Below are 21,585 nucleotides of genomic sequence, written 5' to 3' on the forward strand. Positions count from 1 at the left end.
TGAGTATTTAAACGACACTTCTTTTGTGATCCAATTCCAACGGCGGAATTGGCATCGACCAGGTTTCTTGTATGGATACTCACCCTGACACTCTAACCCAGCTTGCCAGACCGCACCGCAAGGCGGTGCTGGTGGCACTGCTATGGATCACCATTCTCGCGGGGATTCTGTTTGGCGTACTGAATGCCTCGAAAGGCGCGCTGGCACTCTCCGTTGTGGAATGGAGCATGAGCCTTTACTCCGCGCTCCTGTTGCTGGCAGTTCGCCAGACCCACCACCTCGAACGATGGATACTCGCCTATATCTTCCCGTTCTTTACCGCCATGATGATTGCCATCGCCACCCCCACCGCGACGGTAACGGTATTCGGCTGGGTGCTATTGATCCCCCTGGTGAGCCACCTGCTGCTTGGCCGCCGCATCGGCCTGGGCATTTCCCTGTTCTTTATTGGTGTGGCGCTGGTGATCTTCCTGAATCGCTTCGATGTGAGTGACGCGGTGATGGATCCGCGTTCCCTGGCCAATATGGTCATCCTCACCGCGTGTATCACCGTGTTCTCACATGTCTACGAAGTCAGCCGGGAGCGTAGCGAGATTGAGCTGCTGAGAATGGCACAGACTGACTTTCTTACCGGCCTGCCCAACCGGTCCCGGATCAAGGTGTTCTTCGAGCGAGAGAAAAGCCGTGCCAGCCGGGAACAACAGCCGCTGTCACTACTGGTCATGGATCTGGATTACTTCAAGAGCGTGAATGATCGCTTCGGACATGAGGCGGGCGACCGCGCCCTGGTGTTCTTTGCCGATCTGCTCAGACAACGGTTGCGAGCCACCGATCTGGCCGGCCGGCTAGGGGGGGAGGAATTTGGCGTGATACTGGTGAACACGTCCATCAATACCGCCGTTCAGGTCGCCGACGATCTTCGCCAGGCACTGGAAGACGCCGACCTGCAGCAAGATGGACAGCCCATACCCCTGTCCATGAGCGTCGGTGTGGCGGAACTGGGGGTAGATGGCAACAATCTTCAGGATCTTCTGGCCGCCGCCGACCAGCGGCTCTATGAAGCCAAGGACAATGGCCGCAACCAGGTGGTGCCCGCTCCCGTGTCCTGTCTGGACCCTTCACTGACCCACTGACAGGACACTACAGTTTCAGGGAACGTTTCCCTTTACTGAGGCTGCGCCACAGCAGGCGATAGGCAATGGCAGCTGATGAGCGCGGGGCAAACCAGTGCACCGGCTGGCGCTTCTCGCCCATTCGCTCCACGTCGCTGGCATAGGGAATATAACCCGGCATCAGCTGGCCAAGCTCCGACGGCGGCGATTCCACCAGCTGCCGGTGCAGGCTCTTGCGGCGGTCCACCATAGTCCAGAAAGGGTGGAACTTGTTGCGGTCGAGTTTCTTGTCGGCCATGAACTCCTGCATCTGATGCCAGCTGTTCAGTGACAACCAGGTCGGCACCAGCGGCACCAGCACGCGGTCAGCCACCCGAAATACCTGCTCGGCCAGCCGCGACATTGACGGCGGACAGTCCAGTACCACCAGCGCGTAATCCTCCCCCAGCGGCTCCAGCCAGTCGGCCAGCGTATTGTCGTCACCATGCTTTTCCAGCTGCAGGTCAATATTGCGAAAGCTGACATCCGCGGGTATCAGGTCCAGGTTTTCAATGCCCGTTGGCACAATCGTCTTGCCGATGGGGGTCTTGCCCTTCACCAGCTTGCCTGCCTTGGGCACCCGGGCGCTGGAGCCGGTGTTGCCGAAATACCAGCTTACCGCCCCCTGGGGGTCCAGATCCCACAGCAGCGTGGGAATACCCGCTTCCGCCGCCAGGGCCGCAATATTGGAGGCGGCCGCGGTTTTGCCAACGCCCCCTTTCAGGTTATGGAACGCCACAATCTTCAAGGCTCGATGCTCCTTCCAGCTTTCCGTTCGTGGTATTGCTCAAGCAGTGATAACAGCACCGGGATGACCAGCAACACCAGGAACGTGGACAGTGCCAGCCCAAAAGTGATGGACGCCGCCATGGGGATCAGGAACTGAGCCTGCAGGGACGTCTCGAACATCAGCGGAAGCAGCCCGCCGATGGTAGTCAGAGAGGTCAGTATAACGGCCCTGACCCGTTGTACCACCGCTTCACTCAGGGCATCGTTCACCGCCAGCCCCTTACGTCGCTCGGCCTGGTAGAAAGACACCAGAATGATCGCGTTGTTCACCACAATTCCAGACAGGCCAAACAGCCCGAATAGCGACAGCACCGTGAGATTCAGCCCCATCAGCCAGTGTCCCAGCAGAGCGCCGATCAGGGCAAAGGGAATAATGGACATGACGATCAGCGGTGTACTCCACGATGAGAACACCCACACCAGCACCACGTACATCAGGGCAATGCCGGCAATAGCCCCCATTTTCATGTCGCCCAGGGTCTGGCGCTGGTCTGCGGAACGACCTTCAAAGCTGTAACGGACACCCCAGTTATCAGCCAGTGCCGGCAGGGTCTCCTTCGCCAGCGAGGCCAGCACCTCGCCGCCGGTGGTTTTTGCCGGATCAAGCTGCGCGGTCACCTCCACCGCCAGCTGGCCGTCCGCGTGACGCAGGGCGTCGAAGCCCTGTCTCGGCGTCAGGTTGATGACCTGCTCCAGAGGCACAAAGCGCCCGTCCGGCAGGCGGATCGAGATCTGTGACAGAGTGGCAATGCGCTCCCGCTGATCACGGGGCAGCTGCACCCGCACTTCGATCTCGTCACGGTTGTCCTGGTATATCTGCACCACACGACCATCAAACGCGGCCCGCAGCTGTCTCCCCACCGCCAGGGTGGTCAGGCCAAGGCTTTCACCCCGGGGAGACACCTCGTAGATCAGCTGCTCCCGCCCCCACGGCAGGTCATCCTCGGCGTCCATCACCCCGGGCAGTGACCGCATGGCCGCCGCCAGGGACTCCGCTGCCCGCTTCAGGTTCACCGTATCAGCCCCGGTCAGGCGGACATTGACATCACGCCCGGGCGGGCCTGCCTGCCGCTCGGTGATGGTCAGGTTTTCCATGCCGGCAGGAATCTCGATACGGTCCCGCCAGGCCCGCACAAAATCGGCGTTGCGGACGTCACGATTGTCCGGGTCCGCCAGTTCAATCATGATGGCACCCACATCGTCACCGGTACGGGCCGAACCATCCCCGGCCTGGGAACTGCCATGACTGGTGACGGCATGGAGAACCAGATCACCGCCAAGGGCCGTTTCCGTCGCATTCAGGGTCTGCCCCAGATGGTCAAGGAAGCGGTTGACGGTGTCCCGGTCAGTGCCCGCCACGAAGTTGGCATTGGCATAGAGCACACTTGGCTCCGGTGTCGGAAAGAAGGAAAAGCCGATCCGGTCGCCCTTCCACAGACCGAAGGTGCCTGCGGTCAGTGCAAACATCGCTGCCAGCACCACCGCCCGGTTGGCCAGGCTCCATTGGGAGATACGCCGACAGGGGCCCTGCCGGAATCGTTCGAAGCCCTGGTCAAACCTCTGCCGGATACCATCCAGCTTCTGCCATCGCGCATCCCCGCGCCCCGGCTCGAAGGCATGGCGCAGGTGGGCCGGCAGCACGATGAAGCATTCCAGTAGCGAGGCCACCAGCACGCAGATCATCACAATGGGAATGTCCCCCAGGATATTGCCGATCACGCCACTCACCACCAGCAATGGCATAAAGGCCGCCACCGTGGTCAGTGACGAGGCCACTACGGGCCAGACCATACGCTTCGCCGCTCCCTCGGAGGCATAGAGCGAGTCCTCACCCATGCGGGCGTGGGCATCGGCGTCCTCCCCCACCACAATGGCATCGTCAACAATCACCCCCAGCGCCATGATCAGCGCGAACAGGGAGATCATGTTGATGGAGCCCCCATACAGCCAGAGCACGCCCAGTGCCCCAAGGAAGGCCGTGGGAATGCCCACCGCTACCCAGAACGCCACCCGCCCGGGCAGGAACAGGTACAGCAGCACCAGCACCAGCACCAGGCCACCCAGGCCATTGCTGATCAGCAGCGAAATACGCTGGTCGATCAGGCTCCAGGTTTCGTCGTATACCTCCAGTTCCACGGTGGACGGCAGCGTGGGCCGGGTTTTATCGAGCCAGTTTTCCAGCACCTCGGCGGCCCGCAGCGAGTGGCCCTGTTCCGCCCTCAGCAATCGCAACTCCACCGCCGGCATGCCATCCCGGGTGAGGGTCACCTGGCCATCCCGGGCTTCCTGCCGGATGATGGCTATATCCCCCAGGCGGATACGTTCACGGTTGTCCGCAATCACCGACAGTTCGGCGAAATCCTCTTCAGAACGACCCTGTCCCGTCGCCCGCAATTCCCTCGTGGAATCCTGCTGCCCCAGCAGACCGGCAGGCAGGTCCCGGGACATTGCCTGTACCCGGTCGGCAATATCTTCCAGCGACAGGCCCAGCGCCTGCAAGCGTTCCGCCGGCACATCAATACTCATCTGCAGTTCGGGCATGCCGCGGATCTCCACCCGGTCGATGCCGGCCCGCAGCAGTTCATCCTCATAGCGATAGGCAAGCCGGCGCAGCTCATCGGCGGCCAGGTCGCCATGGATGAGCAGGCGGGCCACGGGCTCATAGCGACCGATACGGGTCACCCGGGGCGTCTCCGCATCCGCCGGCAGGTTTCTGAATTCCTCCACCTGCTGACGCACGTCGTCCACCGCCTGGATGGGCTCGGTGCCTTCACGGAATTCCAGGGTGATACTGGCCACCCCCTGGGCGGAGGTGGAGGTCATCTTCTTGAGACCATTGATGCTGCGAAAGCGCTGCTCCAGGGGGTCGGTAATGCCCTGCTCCACGTCTTCCGCAGCCGCACCGCTCCACACCACCTGGACACTGACCACATCCAGCTCAAAGCTTGGAAAGAACTGGATATTCATCCGGCTCAGCCCCAGGGCGCCGGCCAGCAACATCATGATCATCACCAGATGGGCAGCCACCCGGTGATGCACAAAGAACCCGATGATCCCCCTCTGGCGGTCACTCATTCAGCCAGGGCCTCCGGGGCCTTGGCCACCGAAACCTTCAGGCCTTCGATGGCATTGGGCAGGTGGGTGGTGATGATCCGGACCCCTTCGTTCAACCGGTCACTCCGCACCAGCGCGTCGTAGTGCCCATCCTCAACCAACACCTGGCCGACGCGCTCAACCGGCACCCGATGCATGCGCTGCTCATCTGTCATTACGTACAGATCGTCACTGCCATACAGGGCGCTGTAGGGCACGGCAACAACATTCTCCAGCGGGGGCCGGAACACCACCAGCGGCACCAGCTCCCCGGGCCTCAGCCCGGAGCTGTCACCCTGCAGGCGGAAAATGCCCAACGGCCCCCGGGGGTCGCTCTCACCGGCAAACCGCACCAGCCTGAATTGATATCGACGGTCCTCGGATACGGCTTCCACGGCTCTGCCCCTGTCCAGTTCAGCGTCCAGGTCCCGGGCAAAGGCGGACGGGATACGGGCACGGATTTCCATGGCATCGGGCCGGTAAAGCGACAGCAATGGCGAGCCCGCGGTAACCCGGTCACCTCGTGCCACCTCCACCCGCGCCACGATGCCCGGGAACGGGGCCGTGGCAGTGGCCCTTTCGGCATCACGGCGGGCGGCGGCCAGGGCGGCCTCGGCACGCTGAAGGCGGGCTTCCAGGCTGGCCAGGGTCGCCGGGTGCCCGGCAATATTCTGCTCTCGCAGGGTGACTGCCAGTTCGGCCTGTTCGAGGGCATCCCGGGCGTTATCCACGTCCCGCTGTGAAGTCAGGTTGCTGCCCTGAAGGGAGCGAGTGCGTTCCAGCTGTCGCCGGGCGCTGTCCCGCACTGCCTGCTCCCGGGCAAGGGCCTTGCGGTCGGTTTGCGCACGGATCTGTTCACTGCGGATCTGGGCCGCGAGATCGGCCACTTCCGCCTGCGCCTGCCGCAGTGGCGGCTGCACATCCGCCGGCGCCATGGCCACCAGCAGGTCACCTTCATTGACTGCCTCACCTTCCCCCACCGGCCGTTCCGACACCTGGCCAGACACCGATGCGGTCACGGTCATCAGGTCCGGCGCGGTCACCTCGCCATAGACCGGCAATGCGGGCCGCAGTGAAGCGGGCGCCACCGACATCACCTGTACCGGCCAGGCCCGTTCGGTCTGGCCAACGGGCTCGGGCTCCGGGCGGGTCATGCGAAGCACCTGAAAAACCAGCAGCCCCGCAATAATGATCACAATGGGTATCAGGCGCCTGGTCATGATGGGGCGACCTCACTATTAGCGAAAGGATTCGGCGGATTACCAGACAAAGGTCCTGCCAAAGCATTATCATGATTCATCGGTACAACTTCCTCGTAACCAGAAGGCCCGGAGCGGTATACGTTGGATATTGGCGAACATACCAGCCTGCTGAATGTCACCCTGCTGAACACCCTGGTGATTATTGTGGCGGTACTTATACACCATGAAAGCCTGATCCGCCTGAGCGGCTGGCTGGGTCGTATGTCCCACAGCCACAGCCATCACTTCCGGCTGATTGTGGCGGTATTCGGCATCCTGGTAGCCCATACCATCGAAGTCTGGCTCTTCGCCAGCGCTTTTTACTTCATGCACCACACCGACGGTTGGGGGGAGCTGGCCGGGAACTTCAGCGGCGAATTCATTGACGCCATCTACTTTTCGTACACCACTTTCACCACCCTGGGGTATGGCGATATCGAACCCCTGGGCGTTCTGCGATACCTGACCGGTCTCGAGGCCCTGACCGGGCTGGTGTTGATTACCTGGAGCGCGTCATTCCTGTTCGTTGAGATGCAGCGCTACTGGCCAACACGGTAGTGCATTGCCATAAGGGACAATACCAAAGGGCACCGCGGAAATCAGGATTCTGCCAGCTCAAGCGGGGAGGGTTTGACGCCGGTCATAAAAAGGCCCCGGGAGAAAATCCCCCGGGGACTGAAAGGATGCCTGCTGGCTAGTGTCCCGTGCGGTTAATTCGCTGACCTACTGAGCCACTGAGAGCCTTGAGAGCAAGGCGCGGTGGCGAAGGTTTGGTGGTTCCAAATCGAGTCAGCGCAACACAGCTATCAAGGCTCTCAGTGGCTCCCGGAGGGCGCGACGCTGGGGCCTCTGGCCGGTGTTGCCAGCCCTTGATGTGGAACCACCACACCTGCGGACTGGCGCCTTGGCCAGAGGCCCCAGCGTCACGCAGTAGGCCAGCGAATTAACCGCACGGGACACCAGAGCAGGCAACCGCCAGAAACCTCAGTGTACCCATGGTCACAACGGAGGGAATGGGACAGAATGTCGCGCCAATGCCAGCCTCTGATGGCTCTATAATCACTCGATGAAATTACACACCGTTTCCCAGGCCGGATTTCGCCAGGCGGCCCGCTACCTCCTGCTGATGCGACTGTCCATTGTCAGCATGGAGTGGCTGGCACTGGCGGCACTGTCGTATCTGGCACCGCCCATGACCGGGCCGGCACCACTGCTGGTCACCCTGAGCCACGCCCTGTTCGCCGCCGCAAGCTGGTTATGGCTGACCCGTTACCCGCCCCAACGGGCACTGCCGGTTACCTTCTCCCTGGGCGCCGACCTGGTGGCTCTCGGCATCTGGCTGGCGCTGACCGGAAGCTTTACCAACCCCCTGGTGTCGCTGCTGTTGCTGCCCCTGGCGACAGGACTGGTGCTGATTCCCCTGAAACAGAACGTCTTCGTCACCCTGCTGGCAATTGCCACCTACACCCTGCTGATCCTGTTCCCCACGCCACCGCCGGAAGGCCTCTCTCGGGCTGACTATGTCCATTTGCACCTGATGGGCATGTGGGGAACCTTTGCGCTCACCGCGGCAATCATGCTGGTGGTAGTGGGGTCACTGGCGGTCCGACTGAGGGAGCAGCAGCAGGCACTGGCCAGTAACCGAGAGGACCGACTGCGGGATGAGCAGGTGATTGCACTGGGGTTGTCCGCCGCCAATGTGGCCCACCGTCTGGGTACGCCGCTGAACACCATGACCCTGGTGGTGGACGACCTGAAGCACGAGCCCGGCGCGGCAGCATTCCGTGGTGATCTGGTGCTGCTGGAACAGCAAATCGGAATCTGCCAGAGCCAGTTGCGGACCATGACCGAGGCGGCGGTCCAGTGTCGTGAGGCAGCCACCGAGCAGATCTCACTGGACCGGTGGCTGCACCGACTTCGGGAATCCGCCACGCTACTGTGGCCGAATGCGCCGATTGTCTGGCCCTCGCCCCCGCCAGCGGTGGATGTTCAGGTGGACGCCACCCTGGATCAGGCGGTTCTCAACCTGCTGGCCAATGCCCTCCGGGCCAGTCCGCAAGGTGTCACGATTGCCGCGGATACGGAGCAGAACCGGGCCCGGTTAAAGATCATCGACCAGGGCAATGGTATCGGCGATACCCTCCCCGGCCAGCAACCGGTTCCCTCCGACCAGGGTCTCGGTGTGGGGCTGTTCCTGTCCAATGCCACCATTCAGCGCCTCGGTGGCCAGCTCAGTGCTGAATCCCGTAATGATGGGCCGAACCGGGGCACCACCATGACCATCGACCTCCCTCGTGCCTCTCAGGAGCGACATCATGACTGAACCCAGCTGGCTGTTGATTGACGATGACGAGACCTTCGCCAACACCCTGGCCCGTTCACTGGGGCGTCGGGGCATCCATACCGAGGTGGCCCATGATCCGGCCCGGGCCATGGAGCTGGCGTCCAGCGGCACTGCGACGCGATGTGTACTGGATCTGAACCTGGCTGGCGAGAGTGGGCTGTTGTTACTCCCGGAACTGCTGGCCCGGCGGCCGGATATGGAGGTGCTGATTCTAACCGGTTACGGCAGCATCGCCACAGCGGTGCAAGCCATGCGACAGGGAGCGGTGAACTACCTGTGCAAGCCGGTAACAGCCGATCAGATTATCGAGGGCTTCGAACCGGACCTGCACAGGCCGGAACTTCGCACCCAGCCACCCTCCGTGGAAGAGCTGGAGTGGGAGCATATCCAGCGGGTGCTGGCCGAGCACGACGGCAACATCTCCGCCACCGCCCGCGCCCTGAACATGCACCGCCGGACCCTGCAACGCAAACTGGGCAAGCACTCCCGCTGGCGGGAGTGAAAACTCACCCCTTCAATGACTGCATGTCAATCACGAAGCGGTATTTGACGTCACCCTTTTTCATGCGTTTGTAGGCCTCGTTGATGTTACTGATGTCGAGCATTTCGATATCGCATTCGATATCGTGCTCGGCACAGAAATCCAGCACCTCCTGGGTTTCCGGCATACCGCCGATCAGTGACCCGGTAAGGACGCGGCGCTTGCCGATCAGGTTACGGGAATGTACCGCCGGTTCGATAGGCTCGATCATACCCACCAGGATATGGGTGCCGGCCACTTTCAGGGTGCCCAGGTAGGGGTTCAGATCGTGCTGCACCGGGATGGTGTCCAGCAGGAAATCGAAGCTCTCGGCAGCCGCTGCCATCTGGTCCGGGTCGGTGGAGATGATCACGTGGTCCGCCCCCTGCTTGCGGGCCTCCGCCACCTTGGCTTCGGATCGGGTGAAGATGGTGACCTCGGCGCCCAGCGCCCGGGCAAACTTGACGCCCATATGGCCCAGGCCGCCCATGCCCAGAACCCCGACCTTGTGGCCCTTGCCCACCCCGAAATGTTTCAGGGGCGAATAGGTGGTAATACCCGCGCACAGAAGGGGCGCGGCGGCGGCCGGATCCAGCTTGTCCGGCACCCGCACCACGAAACGCTCGCTGACCACGATGCGTTCGGAATAGCCACCGTAGGTGCGCAGGCCGTCGATGCGGTCGTCACCATTGTAGGTGGGGGTCATGCCTTCACGGCAATATTGTTCGAGCCCCTGCTCACAGGACGGGCACTGGCGACAGGCATCCACCATGCAACCAACACCGACCCGATCTCCGACACGGAATTGACTTACATCATGACCAACATCCGTCACCCGGCCGATAATCTCGTGCCCCGGAACCACCGGGTACCGGGTGCGACCCCAGTCGTTCTCGGCGAAGTGAATGTCGGTATGACAAACGCCGCAGTATTCAATCTCGATGGAAACATCGTCGGCGCGGGGATCGCGACGACGGAAGCTGAACGGCGCCAGCCCGGAAAGCTCCGAGGAAGCTGCATAACCCTTTACTTCTGACATGGCTAATCTGCCTCACTTCTCTGAAATGCATGGTTTTTGTCATGGATATTGACGATAATCAGCAAACTATCCAATTGGGCATGGATGTCAATACTGATCGCAGGGCAGCTTTTCGTTTCACCCACTGAACCCCGGCATCGAGTATGGACGACAACCCCGTTGAGCACCAGAACACCCCGGACAGCGACCGGAAAACGGACCTGGAACGACGACTGAAAATTGCGTCCATCGTGTTCGAGCGCAGTCACGATGCCATCGTGATTACCGACCACGCCAATACGATTATGGACGTCAACCCGGCGTTCACCCGCATTACCGGTTATACGCGGGAGCAGGCCCTGGGTCGAGACCCCGGCATGCTCAGCTCCGGCCGGCAGGGCCCTGAGTTCTACCGTGCCATGTGGCGGGCTATCAATGAGCAGAACTTCTGGCGCGGCGAAATCTGGAACCGTCGCCGCAACGGACAGGAATACGCCGAATTCCTCACCATAACCCGCGTCCATCTGGACCAGCCGGGCGAGTGGTACCACGTCGCCACCTTCTCCGATATCACCGCCCTGAAAAACCACGCGGAGGAGCTGGAACGAGCCGCCAATTACGATGCGCTCACCGGGCTGCCCAACCGGCAACTGCTGATCTCCCGGCTGGAGCGGGAAATGGAACACACCGACCTCAATCACCAGCCCATGGCGGTCTGCTACCTGGACCTGGATGGCTTCAAGACCATCAACGACCAGCTTGGTCAGAGCCTGGGGGACCGCACCCTGGCCACCATTGCTGACAAGTTGCGCCTGGCAATCCGCAGCGATGACACCGTCGCGCGGGTTGGGGGCGACGAGTTCGTGTTGTTGCTCCGCAACGTGGAGGATGACCGGGTCTACCAGCGCATTCTCAACGCCGTACGCCAATCCCTGTCGGTGGGCCCAGCCAACGCCAGCATAACGGCCAGCATGGGGATCACGGTCTACCCCCAGGACGCCTCGAGTGCGGAACGACTGATACGTCATGCCGATCAGGCCATGTACTCCGCCAAGGAAAAAGGCCGCAACAACTTTCACTTTTTCGACCCGACCCTGGACGAACACGTCCAGCAACGCAGACAGCAGTTAACCGATCTGACCCGCGCCCTGCGACAGGACGAGTTCGAACTTCACTTCCAGCCCCAGGTGTCCCTCACCGAAGGTGCCGTGGTGGGGATGGAAGCCCTGGTCCGCTGGCGCCATCCGCAGCTCGGTCTGCTTTCACCGGGACGCTTTCTGCCCTACCTCGAAGGCAGTCACCTGGAGGAGCGTTTCGGCCAGTGGGTACTCCGTCATGCCCTCGCACAGCAGAGGGCATGGCTCCGGGACGGCTACCCCCTGGGAGTCAGCATCAACATCAGCGCCGCCCACTTGCTCGCTCCGGGGTTCGCCAGCTTCCTGCGGCGTTATCTGGACGATCACGACGACCTGGACCCGGCGCTGATCACGGTGGAAATTCTCGAGTCCACCGCGCTGGACGACATGCACCAGGCAAGCCAGGTGATCGACGAATGCCGGCAACTGGGCATCAAGGTGGCTCTCGATGATTTCGGTACCGGGTTCTCATCCCTTAGCTACTTCCGCAGCCTGGCGGTAGACATCATCAAGATCGATCGGAGCTTTATCTTGAGCATGCTGGAAAACGAGAGTGACCGGGCCATTGTCGAGAGCGTCATCTACATGGCCCAGCGCTTTAACCGCACCGTGCTGGCCGAAGGCGTGGAGACGCAACGCCACGCGGAAGCCCTCACTACCCTGGGCTGTGACCTGATCCAGGGCTTTGGCGTGGCACGCCCCATGCCCGCCGGGGAGGTCTGCAACTGGGTGCGGCAATGGCAGGACCACCACCGGTTACCGGTACCGCCGTTCGTCCAGGGTGGTCAGTAGTTCCGGATGGAACACCATCAGGCCGGTAATCACTGTGCCGTTAACAAAGCCTTCGGGCAGGATAAAGAGCGGCAGGTAACGCAGATAATCGTGCACCAGGTGGTACCAGTCATAGACGCCGGTCAGCCAGAGCAATGCCACCATGACCAGGCCCGCTGCCGCCACCGAGGCCCCGGCGCCAAAGAAACCGCAGAAGAAAATGTAGGCGAAGAAGTTGCGGAAGTTCACCCAGCGCTCCCAGCGCATGATGCCGTGGGTCACCAGGGCCGGCACCATCACCGTGATCAGACCGTTGACGGCAAACAGCGACAGCGGCTCCCGGCCGGTAATGACGACGATCATCAGCGCCATCAGACCACTGAATACCGCCAGCGGCCACCCCAGCATCAGGGTGACCGCGGTCATCCCGAAAATATGAATACTGAGCCCCGGGGAAAGACCGGCCCGGAGTTGCCAGAGAAACCCCAGCACCACCGCTGCGCCGAACAGGCAGTGCTGCAGCCGCTGCTGGGAGCGCAGCCACTGCCAGTCTGTCTGACGAACTGCCCGCAACAGGATGCCTGCGAACAGCAGCCCCGTCAGCAACAGCAACCAACCCGGAAACAGGTCGTTGGTCAGCCCCATATCAAGACCCCGATTGATTCCCGACAGTAGCCTGACATTGACTGCCACGACTTCCCATCAGAGTGAATTCGCACCTGACTTTGATCAACAACAGATTGCGTGGCCCGCCCTATGATGGTGCAATTGTCAGTTCCCACAATCATCACCCACAATCCAGGTCCATCAGGAGACATACATGGCGGCACGCCTAGACGAAAAGCTTGAACCCATTTTCCAGGACGTCCTGCACCGGAACCCCGGCGAAGCCGAGTTCCACCAGGCCGTCCATGAAGTACTGGAGACCCTCGGACCAGTATTGGTGAAGTATCCGGAGTTCGCGGAGAAAAAGATCATACAGCGCATCTGCGAACCTGAACGCCAGATTATCTTCCGCGTTCCCTGGCAGGACGACAAGGGCGAAATCCATATCAACCGGGCATTCCGTGTCGAATTCAACAGCGCCCTGGGTCCCTACAAGGGTGGCATGCGTTTTCATCCATCAGTGTACCTGGGCATCATCAAGTTCCTGGGCTTCGAGCAGATCTTCAAGAACGCCCTCACCGGCCTGCCCATCGGCGGTGGCAAGGGTGGTAGCGACTTCAACCCCAAGGGCCGCTCTGACGATGAGATCATGCGTTTCTGCCAGAGCCTGATGACCGAACTGTACCGCCACCTGGGCGAATACACTGACGTACCCGCCGGCGACATCGGTGTGGGCGGCCGCGAAATCGGCTACCTGTTTGGCCAGTACAAGCGTATCACCAACCGCTACGAGTCCGGCGTTCTCACCGGCAAGGGCCTGGACTGGGGCGGCAGCCGTGCCCGCACCGAGGCCACTGGCTACGGTACCGTGTTTTTTACCCAGGAGATGCTCAAGGCCAAAGGGGATTCCCTGGATGGCAAGACGGTGGTGGTCTCCGGCTCTGGTAACGTGGCCATCTATGCCATCGAAAAGGCCCACCAATTGGGCGCGAAGGTTATTGCCTGTTCCGACTCCGGTGGCATCATCGTTGACGAGAAGGGCATTGACCTGGATACCGTCAAACGCATTAAGGAGGTGGAGCGCCGCCGCATCAGTGCCTACGCCGACGTCCACAAGCATGCCAGATATGTGGAAGACGGCAATATCTGGACCGTACCCTGCGATGTGGCCCTGCCCTGTGCGACCCAGAACGAGCTCAATGGCTCCGATGCCAGGACTCTGGTAGAGAACGGCTGCATTGCTGTAGCGGAAGGCGCCAACATGCCGACTACCCCGGAAGGCGTACAGATCTTCCAGGAAGCAAAACTGTGCTACGGTCCCGGCAAGGCCGCCAATGCCGGCGGCGTGGCCACCAGCGCCCTGGAAATGCAGCAGAACGCCAGTCGCGATACCTGGAGCTTCGACTACACTGAGAAGCGCCTGGAGGAGATCATGATCAACATTCACAAGAGCTGCTATGAAACCGCCGGAGAATTCGACGCCCCGGACAACTATGTTCTGGGTGCGAACATTACCGGATTCATCAAGGTGGCCCGGGCCATGGATGCCATGGGCCTGATCTGATCATGCGCAATGTCACCGACGCCGGGCCCGGCCCGGCGGTATCTACCGGCGTTCCGGGCCTTGACCAGGTACTGGACGGGCTGCGGATCGGTGACAATGTGGTCTGGCGGGTGACCGACCTGGAGGATTACCGGCGTTTTGTCACCCCCTTCGTGGCCTCGGCCACAGACGCCGGCCGCCAGATCATCTACCTGCGTTTTGGTCAGCACCCACCGCTGCTGACCGCCGGGCCCGGCATCCGCGTTATCGAAGTGGACGCCCGGGACGGCTTCGAATCCTTCACCGCCCGCATCTGGGAACTGGTGGCAACCTGGGGCCGCGGCGCCTTCTACGTGTGCGACTGCCTCAGTGACCTGCTTAACGCCTGGGCCACCGACACCATGGTGGGCTACTTCTTCCGGGTAATCTGCCCTTTCCTGTATGAGCTGGACACCGTGGCCTGGTTTGCGCTTCTGCCGCAACGTCACTCCCGCCAGACCCTCGACCGCATTCGCGCCACCACCCAGGTGATGATCGACGTCTACCGGGCCGAGGACGACATGCAGGTGCAGCCGGTCAAGGTCTGGCAACGGCAGTCCCCCACCATGTTCCTGCCCCACCGCTACCGCGACGGGGAATTCCTGCCGGTTACCGACAGCTCCAACGCCACCCGCCTGCAGGCGGCCATTGAGCAGCAGGCCCATGCCTCCCAGCAGTTGCTGGACGGTTGGGACAGACTGTTCCTGGAAGCCGAAGAACACGCTGGGCGGCCCCATGACGAGACCGCTGATGCGCTTGTTCGACGCATCCTGCAGGTGCTGATCAGTCGTGACGAACGTATTCTGGAACTGGCACAACGCTACCTGACCCTTGATGACCTCACCGCCATCCACAACCGCACCATCGGCAGCGGGTTTATCGGGGGCAAGGCGGTGGGCATGTTGCTGGCCAGGGCAATCCTGAGCCGGGACGATCCGGACAGCTGGCACACCGCCCTGGACCCCCACGACTCCATGTTCATGGCCTCGGACGTATGGTATGCCTTCCTGGTGCACAACGGGCTCTGGCCTGCGGTCATGAAGCACCGCACCCGGGAGGGCTTTTTCGAGCAGGCGCCGGCCCTCAGGGAGGCCATTCTGGCGGGCGAATTCCCACCCGAGGTGCGCCCTGAACTGGTTCGCACCCTGGATCACTTCGGCCAGTATCCGATACTGGTGCGCTCCAGCAGCCTGCTGGAAGACGGCTTTGGCAACGCTTTTGCGGGCAAGTACGAGAGTGTGTTCCTGATCAACCAGGGCGACCCGGAGCACCGCCTGGAAGCGCTGGAGAATGCCATCCGCCAGGTCTACGCCTCCGCCCTGAGCGACGATGCCCTCAGTTACCGTCGCAGCCGTGGCCTTGAGGAACAGGAGGAGCCCATGGCCCTGCTGATCCAGCGGGTTAACGGACGCTTCCATGGCCACCGGTATCTGCCCGATGCCGCGGCTGTTGGCGTCTCCCGCAACACCTTTGTCTGGGACCCGGAGATGGACCCCGGTGCAGGCATGCTTCGGCTGGTGATGGGGCTGGGCACCCGGGCGGTGGACCGGATCGAGGGCGACCACGCCTGGGTCATCGCCCTGGACCAGCCCCTGAAGCAGCCCTTCCGCAGCCTTGAGGAAAACTACCGGTTCAGCCAGCATCTGGTGGATACCCTGGATGTCGACGGCCCGGGCCTGACTACCATCGACCTGACCACCCTGGCCCGGGAAGCGTCTGATCTGCCCCTGGACCGGCTGGGGGAAGTTGACCGGGCGGCCTCTGAACGGGCCCGGGAGCTGGGGCTGGATCACCCCGTGTGGCGCCTGACCTTTCGGCCGTTGATTCGCGGGGGCGAGGTGATCCGGCTGGCCGCCCGCATGCTGTCCACCCTGGAAGCCGCCTATGACCACCCGGTGGACGTGGAGTTCACCCTTCACCTGGGTCAGGAAGGCGAATGCCCCCGGCTCAACCTGGTGCAGTGCCGGCCCCTGGCCACTATCGGTGACGCCAACCCCGTCCCGTTGCCTGAGCAGCCCGATCCACACCGCCTGCTGATGGCCACCCGGGGGCACTTCATGGGCGGCAATATCAACCTCGCCATTCACCGGATCGTTCAGGTGAACGCCGCTGCCTACAGCGCCCTGGATGTCCATGGAAAGTACCAGGTTGCAACCCTGGTGGGGAGGCTGGCCCGGCAGACCCCGGAGCGCTTCAACCTGATGCTGGCCGGTCCCGGGCGGTGGGGCACCAGCAGCCCGGAACTGGGGGTTCCCGTGGGCTTTGCGGATATCAGCCGGGTGTCGGTGCTGGTGGAAATCGCCGACATGGGCAACGGCATGGTGCCGGACCTGTCCTATGGCTCCCACTTCTTCCAGGACCTGGTGGAAACCGGTATCGCCTATGTGGCCGTGTTCCCCGGAGAACGGGACTGTCTCTGGAATCCGGACTGGCTGCAACGCAACACCCAGCGCCGTGCCATCGACTGCCTGCTGCAGGACGACCTGCCGGCAGCCGCCATCACCGACTGCGTGGACGTGATGGAGTGCGAGGCGGCACCGTTACGGATTCTTGCTGACATCACCCGCCAGCACCTGCTCGGCGGGCACCCCTGAACCCGGGGTGCCGCCCGGATGAGCGGCCGACCCGCTGAGTGCCTGCCAGGCCTGAAAGCTGGTGAGATAGACCTGCCCGGTCAGCCGCTCCAGGAAACTGGTGCCCTGCAGGCGGTCCATGACCGGCCCCTTCACCTCCGACAGATGCAACCGCACGCCACTGTCCGCCAGGCGCTCATTGATGGCCTCCAGACTCTCCAGGGCCGAGGCGTCGATCAGGTTCACCGCCGGGCATACCAGTACCACATTACTCAGTTCAGGGCGGGCGCTGACCAGCTCCAGCACCCGGTCTTCCAGAAAGCGGGCATTGGCAAAATACAGGCTTTCATCCACCCGCAGCATGGCCATCTCGGGGCGGGTTTCCACCTCATGGCGGCACACGTTGCGGAAGTGTTCGGTACCCGGTACCCGGCCAACCACGGCACTGTGGGGGCGGCTGGTGCGGTAAAGGAAAAGCCCGATGGACAGCCCCACCCCCGCCATGATGCCCGCCTCCACACTGTAGGAAAGGGTCAGCAGGATGGTGGCCAGCATGGCCAGGAAGTCTGCCCGGGAATAGCGCCAGGTACGCACCAGCGCCGGCAGGTCGATCAGTGAGATCACCGCCACAATGATGGTGGCCGCCAGCGTCGCCACCGGCAGCATGGCGATGGCCGGAGTCAGCAGCAGCGTTGCCAGGGCAATGCCCACTGCCGTGAAGGCGCTGGCCGCCGGGGTCTCGGCCCCGGCATCGAAGTTCACCACGGAACGGGAGAAGCCCCCGGTCACCGGCATGCCCCCGGAGAACCCCGCCCCCAGGTTGGCGGCACCCAGGCCGACCAGCTCCTGGTCCGGGTCAATCCGCTGCCGGCGCTTGGCCGCCAGGGTCTGCCCCACGGATACCGACTCCACAAATCCCACAATACTGATCAACAGGGCACTCATGGCCAGTTGCTGCCACAGGGACATCTCCAGCGACGGCATGACCAGTGCCGGCAAGCCACCGGGGATGTCCCCCACCACCGCAACGCCGGCCTGATCCAGGCGCAGCCCCCAGGTCACCAGGGTGGTCACCACCACCGCGAGAATGGGTGCTGTCTTTGAAAGCATGCCGGCAGTGGACGGTGCCAGCCCCAATCGCACCAGCAGCGGTTGCAGGTAACGCCGGGCCGCCAGCAGGAAAACCAGGGCGCCGGCACCGATGGCCAGCGTTGGCCCGTGAACATCGCCCAATTGCTCGTACAGCCCCCCGACCAGCGCCAGCAGGTTGTGTCCACCATTGCTCACACCCAGCAAGTGCTTGAGCTGGCTGGCGGCGATCACCAGCCCCGAGGCGGTAATAAAACCGGAAATCACAGGATGACTGAGGAAGTTGGCCAGGAACCCCAGCCGGAATACCCCCATCAGGACCAGCATCAGGCCAGACATCACCGCCAGCAACACCGCCCCGGCAATGTACTCTCCGGAACCGGGTTCGAACAGCTTGCCCAAGGCGGCCGCCGTCATCAGCGAACTTACCGCTACCGGCCCCACCGACAGCGTACGACTGGAGCCGAACACTGCATACAACACCAGCGGCAGCATGCTGGCATACAGCCCCACCTGGGGCGGCAGGCCCGCCAGCATCGCGTAGGCCAGCGACTGGGGGATCAGCATGACCGTGACGATCACCGCCGCCAGCAAATCCCGGGACAGCGTCGAGCGGTCATACTGTGGCAACCAGGCCAGCACCGGCAGGAAACGGGAGAGTTTCACCATGGCCGGCCTCAGAACCGATTGATGGGCACTTTCAGGTACACCTGCCCGTTGTCCTCCGGCGGCGGCATGTGCCCGGCCCGCATGTTCACCTGAACCGACGGCAGAATAAGACGGGGCATGTCGAGGGTGGCATCCCGCTCCGTGCGCATCTTCACGAACTCCTCTTCACTGACGCCCTGGTGCACGTGAACGTTGGCTTCGCGCTGTTCCGCCACGGTGGTCATGTGGTGGTAGTTGTCGCGGCCCGGTGCCTTGTAGTCATGGCACAGGAATATGCGGGTTTGCGGAGGCAGGCTCAGCACCTTGCCGATGGACCGGTACAGGGTGCGGGCATCACCACCGGGGAAGTCACAGCGCGCCGTCCCATAGTCCGGCATGAACAGGGTGTCCCCCACAAAGGCGGCGTCACCGATCACATAGGTCAGGCAGGCCGGGGTATGCCCCGGCGTATGCAGTACCCGCCCTTCGAGGCCACCAATGCGAAAGGTGTCACCCTCCTCGAACAGCCGGTCGAACTGGCTGCCGTCCCGGGCGAATTCCGTACCGGCATTGAAGGCCTTGCCGAAGATTTCCTGCACATCGATGATGCGGGCGCCAATGCCCGTCAGCCCGCCAAGCTTTTCCTGCAGGTAGGGCGCGGCTGAGAGGTGATCAGCGTGCACGTGGGTTTCCAGCAACCACTGCACCGACAGACCCTCACGCTCCACGTAGGCAATAATCTCGTCCGCCGAGCGCACGTCAGTGCCGCCCGCCGCATAGTCGAAGTCAAGGACCGAATCGAGGATGGCGCAGGCGTTGCTGTCCGGATCACGGACCACGTAGCTGAAGGTGTTGGTAGGCTCGTCGAAGAAGTGCTGGACGATCGGATTGGGCATGTCATTACCTCCGGAGACTCTGCTTTGGTTCTAAGCATATACCGACAGGTAATATAAAGTGAAATACGGTTTTGTTATAGCCGTGATACCCCTGATACATCGTGCGCCGCTCGGGCAGGTTGCCGACCTACTGCGAATGACCCGACCGGCACACCAGACAATCCCTGCCAGACGCCTTGGCCCGGTACAGGCGACGGTCCGCTTCGGTAAAGAGTAGACCATGGCCTACCCCATCGCGAAGATGGTGAATCGCCCCCGGAATCGTCAGAATGGTGATTTTTGACCGGATACGGAAACTCCATGCAAGACTCATCGTACAACCTGTCACGGGAGTGGCAGGCCTTCTGGCTGGCCGTGGGCTTCCTGACCCGCATCCCCATGCTGGCGCGGATTGACTACTCCCAGCGGCTGATGAACCAGAGCAGCCTGTATTTCCCGCTGGTGGGGTTACTGCTGGGTGCGATCTACAGTGTCACCTTCAGCGTGTTGCAGCTCTGGTTCGCGCCGGTGGTCTGCATACTGCTGGTAATCACCCTGCACCTGTGGATCACCGGCGCCTTTCACGAGGACGGCCTGGCCGACAGCGTGGATGCCCTGGGCGGCGGCTACACGGTGGAAAAGCGCCTGGCCATCATGAAGGACAGTCGTATCGGCACCTATGGCACCGTGGCACTGGTGATGGCCCTGGGGCTGAAGGCGGCGCTGTTGCTGGAAACCCCCACGGTATGGCTGGCTTTGCTGCTGGCGCCCGCCGTGTCGCGGCTGACACCGTTGTTGCTGATGGGATATCTGGCCTACGTCACCGACACCAACCAGAGCAAGAGCAAGCCGGTGGCGGATGGCTTTTCCCGTAAGCGGCTGATGCTGGCGGCTGCCTTTACCACGGCAGTGGCCACGGCGGCCAGTTTCTGGCACCACTCCCTGTTGTTATGGTGCCTGCTGGCCACCCTGGGGGTGGCCCTGCTATGGGGGCGCTACCTGCGCTCGCAACTGGGTGGCTACACCGGCGATACCCTGGGCGCCAGCGTCGTGCTGTCGGAGCTGGTACTGCTGTTATTGCTCAGCGTCTGATGGCAGCAGGGTCAGTGGAGCACCTTCCTCCAGCCTGGTAACGACAAGATAGCGGGCGTGGGCGTAGCTGCCACCATCAACCCCGTCCCTCAGGTAGAGAACGGCGTCTTCCAGCCCGTCGCCGTTGTAATCCCCCCGGGCCAGCACCGTCAGCCGCTGGACGGATCCATCCCGCCCCCGGTAGACAGCCTCATAGTTGCTGACCGGTTCATGGCCCGCAGGCACCTCGACCTCGGCCCAGGTATCGCTCTCACTCACACGCTGCTCACTGGAACCGGAAATGGCGAGTGCGAACTCTGCCGGTGCCTTGTACGGCAGGTCTTGCTGCAACAGTGTGCTACCGAGAAAACTCTGGTCAAACCCGGACAGATTACCTGTGACCTTCACTGCCTCACAGATGGTGGTACGGGCCTGCAGGAAGGGTTGCTCAAACGGGTTGCGGGCCTTGTAACCACTTGCGGTCAGTGTCAGCAACTCAAGGCAGTTATGGGCCTGGCGATCCTGCTGGTAATCATGGATCAGGGGTGCCGGGTAATCCCACTGCCAGGCCAGTTGGGCCTGCGCCCAGTCGGCAGGCGCACCCTCCTCCGTTTCAGGCACCGGGATGGGGTGCTCCGGACTCAGGGTGGCCGGGTTCCGCGCGGTCGTGGTGCTGCAACCAGCCAGGGCCAGGCCGATAACCGGGAGTAGTGATTTCAGTTCGGGCATGGCGTGATCCTCCGTGATCTGAATAGATTGGGCTGCCCGTGAGCCTGACCGGAACACCATTGTCGGGCCGGCGAGTAGCCAGCGTGAAATGTCCTTCCAGTAGACAGGGATGATCCGAACCGGAAATGGGCGCAGAAGGCCCGAAAGGAATCGCCATCCTTCCCTGTAGCCGGCTTTATGGAGTCCCTTCCGCCATCAGAGGATGCTGCAAACACCACTGCAACACCTGTCATTATTGCGGGGCCCACTGCGGGCGCGTCATTGCGCCCGGGCAACCGGCGCATCCTCTGATGACAGAAGATGCACCTGACATTAACTATACGTCATGAAAGGCCGCAGAACCAGCACC

General features: G+C 62.2%; 16 protein-coding genes. 8 read left to right on the forward strand and 8 right to left on the reverse strand.

What is annotated here, in order from left to right; genetic code table 11:
* The first annotated feature begins 71 nt into the window (after positions 1-71).
* Positions 72-1,133 (forward strand): GGDEF domain-containing protein, encoded by a 1,062-nt coding sequence (locus ACFOZ5_RS12230; protein ID WP_379887688.1) that lies wholly within the window; start codon positions 72-74, stop codon positions 1,131-1,133.
* Between the two features lie 7 nt (positions 1,134-1,140).
* Here ACFOZ5_RS12230 and ACFOZ5_RS12235 read toward each other — a convergent pair whose 3' ends face one another.
* From ACFOZ5_RS12235 to ACFOZ5_RS12245, 3 genes are read right to left on the reverse strand one after another with little or no spacing between them, the layout of a single operon-like run.
* Positions 1,141-1,890, reverse strand: coding sequence for a ParA family protein (locus ACFOZ5_RS12235; RefSeq protein ID WP_379887790.1), 750 nt, complete (start codon positions 1,888-1,890; stop codon positions 1,141-1,143).
* Positions 1,891-1,895: 5 nt separating this feature from the next.
* Positions 1,896-5,015 (reverse strand): efflux RND transporter permease subunit, encoded by a 3,120-nt coding sequence (locus ACFOZ5_RS12240; protein ID WP_379887690.1) that lies wholly within the window; start codon positions 5,013-5,015, stop codon positions 1,896-1,898.
* Positions 5,012-6,253: an efflux RND transporter periplasmic adaptor subunit gene (locus ACFOZ5_RS12245; RefSeq protein WP_379887692.1), complete on the reverse strand. Its 1,242-nt coding sequence runs from the start codon at positions 6,251-6,253 to the stop codon at positions 5,012-5,014. The genes ACFOZ5_RS12240 and ACFOZ5_RS12245 overlap by 4 nt, the downstream gene beginning before the upstream one ends.
* 147 nt (positions 6,254-6,400) lie before the next feature.
* Here ACFOZ5_RS12245 and ACFOZ5_RS12250 point away from each other — a divergent pair, with 147 nt between their 5' ends.
* The 3 genes from ACFOZ5_RS12250 (at position 6,401) to ACFOZ5_RS12260 (ending at position 9,120) form a co-directional block, all read left to right on the forward strand.
* Entirely contained in the window at positions 6,401-6,832 is a 432-nt protein-coding gene (locus tag ACFOZ5_RS12250) for a potassium channel family protein (RefSeq protein WP_379887791.1), read from the forward strand.
* Between the two features lie 508 nt (positions 6,833-7,340).
* Positions 7,341-8,597 (forward strand): sensor histidine kinase, encoded by a 1,257-nt coding sequence (locus ACFOZ5_RS12255; RefSeq protein ID WP_379887694.1) that lies wholly within the window; start codon positions 7,341-7,343, stop codon positions 8,595-8,597.
* The gene (locus tag ACFOZ5_RS12260) at positions 8,590-9,120 is read left to right on the forward strand and encodes a response regulator transcription factor (RefSeq protein WP_379887697.1); all 531 of its coding nucleotides are present in this window, start codon (positions 8,590-8,592) and stop codon (positions 9,118-9,120) included. Before ACFOZ5_RS12255 ends, ACFOZ5_RS12260 begins: the two co-directional genes overlap by 8 nt.
* Before the next feature lie 4 nt (positions 9,121-9,124).
* Here ACFOZ5_RS12260 and ACFOZ5_RS12265 read toward each other — a convergent pair whose 3' ends face one another.
* The gene (locus ACFOZ5_RS12265; protein ID WP_379887698.1) at positions 9,125-10,177 is read right to left on the reverse strand and encodes an NAD(P)-dependent alcohol dehydrogenase; all 1,053 of its coding nucleotides are present in this window, start codon (positions 10,175-10,177) and stop codon (positions 9,125-9,127) included.
* 143 nt (positions 10,178-10,320) lie between these two features.
* Here ACFOZ5_RS12265 and ACFOZ5_RS12270 point away from each other — a divergent pair, with 143 nt between their 5' ends.
* Positions 10,321-12,084, forward strand: coding sequence for a putative bifunctional diguanylate cyclase/phosphodiesterase (locus tag ACFOZ5_RS12270; RefSeq protein WP_379887700.1), 1,764 nt, complete (start codon positions 10,321-10,323; stop codon positions 12,082-12,084).
* Here ACFOZ5_RS12270 and ACFOZ5_RS12275 read toward each other — a convergent pair.
* The gene (locus ACFOZ5_RS12275) at positions 12,049-12,708 is read right to left on the reverse strand and encodes an energy-coupling factor ABC transporter permease (protein ID WP_379887701.1); all 660 of its coding nucleotides are present in this window, start codon (positions 12,706-12,708) and stop codon (positions 12,049-12,051) included. The two genes, ACFOZ5_RS12270 and ACFOZ5_RS12275, sit on opposite strands and share 36 nt — an antisense overlap.
* Before the next feature lie 175 nt (positions 12,709-12,883).
* Here ACFOZ5_RS12275 and gdhA point away from each other — a divergent pair, with 175 nt between their 5' ends.
* Positions 12,884-14,233 carry an NADP-specific glutamate dehydrogenase gene (gene gdhA / locus ACFOZ5_RS12280; protein ID WP_379887703.1) on the forward strand — a complete coding sequence of 450 codons (1,350 nt, stop codon included), beginning with the start codon at positions 12,884-12,886 and terminating at the stop codon, positions 14,231-14,233.
* 2 nt (positions 14,234-14,235) lie between these two features.
* Entirely contained in the window at positions 14,236-16,845 is a 2,610-nt protein-coding gene (locus ACFOZ5_RS12285; RefSeq protein WP_379887705.1) for a PEP/pyruvate-binding domain-containing protein, read from the forward strand.
* On the opposite strand, the gene ACFOZ5_RS12290 is transcribed toward ACFOZ5_RS12285, so the two are convergent.
* Both ACFOZ5_RS12290 and ACFOZ5_RS12295 read right to left on the reverse strand, forming a co-directional pair.
* The gene (locus ACFOZ5_RS12290) at positions 16,792-18,579 is read right to left on the reverse strand and encodes a SulP family inorganic anion transporter (protein WP_379887793.1); all 1,788 of its coding nucleotides are present in this window, start codon (positions 18,577-18,579) and stop codon (positions 16,792-16,794) included. The genes ACFOZ5_RS12285 and ACFOZ5_RS12290 overlap by 54 nt on opposite strands.
* A gap of 11 nt (positions 18,580-18,590) precedes the next feature.
* Entirely contained in the window at positions 18,591-19,457 is an 867-nt protein-coding gene (locus ACFOZ5_RS12295; protein ID WP_379887707.1) for an MBL fold metallo-hydrolase, read from the reverse strand.
* A 300-nt stretch (positions 19,458-19,757) separates the two neighbouring features.
* On the opposite strand from ACFOZ5_RS12295, the gene cobS reads away from it, so the two are divergent.
* The gene (cobS, locus tag ACFOZ5_RS12300; RefSeq protein WP_379887709.1) at positions 19,758-20,528 is read left to right on the forward strand and encodes an adenosylcobinamide-GDP ribazoletransferase; all 771 of its coding nucleotides are present in this window, start codon (positions 19,758-19,760) and stop codon (positions 20,526-20,528) included.
* On the opposite strand, the gene ACFOZ5_RS12305 is transcribed toward cobS, so the two are convergent.
* Positions 20,511-21,236: a hypothetical protein gene (locus ACFOZ5_RS12305; protein WP_379887711.1), complete on the reverse strand. Its 726-nt coding sequence runs from the start codon at positions 21,234-21,236 to the stop codon at positions 20,511-20,513. The genes cobS and ACFOZ5_RS12305 overlap by 18 nt on opposite strands.
* Positions 21,237-21,585 lie beyond the last annotated feature (349 nt).

Origin of the sequence: Marinobacter lacisalsi (assembly GCF_042651045.1) — a bacterium.
Lineage (GTDB): Bacteria > Pseudomonadota > Gammaproteobacteria > Pseudomonadales > Oleiphilaceae > Marinobacter > Marinobacter lacisalsi.

Coding starts and splice junctions, on each gene's coding strand:
- ACFOZ5_RS12230 (WP_379887688.1), top strand. CDS start 72: ATGGATACTCACCCTGACACTCTAACCCAGCTTGCCAGACCGCACCGC.
- ACFOZ5_RS12240 (WP_379887690.1), bottom strand. CDS start 5,015: ATGAGTGACCGCCAGAGGGGGATCATCGGGTTCTTTGTGCATCACCGG.
- ACFOZ5_RS12245 (WP_379887692.1), bottom strand. CDS start 6,253: ATGACCAGGCGCCTGATACCCATTGTGATCATTATTGCGGGGCTGCTG.
- ACFOZ5_RS12255 (WP_379887694.1), top strand. CDS start 7,341: ATGAAATTACACACCGTTTCCCAGGCCGGATTTCGCCAGGCGGCCCGC.
- ACFOZ5_RS12260 (WP_379887697.1), top strand. CDS start 8,590: ATGACTGAACCCAGCTGGCTGTTGATTGACGATGACGAGACCTTCGCC.
- ACFOZ5_RS12265 (WP_379887698.1), bottom strand. CDS start 10,177: ATGTCAGAAGTAAAGGGTTATGCAGCTTCCTCGGAGCTTTCCGGGCTG.
- ACFOZ5_RS12270 (WP_379887700.1), top strand. CDS start 10,321: ATGGACGACAACCCCGTTGAGCACCAGAACACCCCGGACAGCGACCGG.
- ACFOZ5_RS12275 (WP_379887701.1), bottom strand. CDS start 12,708: ATGGGGCTGACCAACGACCTGTTTCCGGGTTGGTTGCTGTTGCTGACG.
- gdhA (WP_379887703.1), top strand. CDS start 12,884: ATGGCGGCACGCCTAGACGAAAAGCTTGAACCCATTTTCCAGGACGTC.
- ACFOZ5_RS12285 (WP_379887705.1), top strand. CDS start 14,236: ATGCGCAATGTCACCGACGCCGGGCCCGGCCCGGCGGTATCTACCGGC.
- ACFOZ5_RS12295 (WP_379887707.1), bottom strand. CDS start 19,457: ATGCCCAATCCGATCGTCCAGCACTTCTTCGACGAGCCTACCAACACC.
- cobS (WP_379887709.1), top strand. CDS start 19,758: ATGCAAGACTCATCGTACAACCTGTCACGGGAGTGGCAGGCCTTCTGG.
- ACFOZ5_RS12305 (WP_379887711.1), bottom strand. CDS start 21,236: ATGCCCGAACTGAAATCACTACTCCCGGTTATCGGCCTGGCCCTGGCT.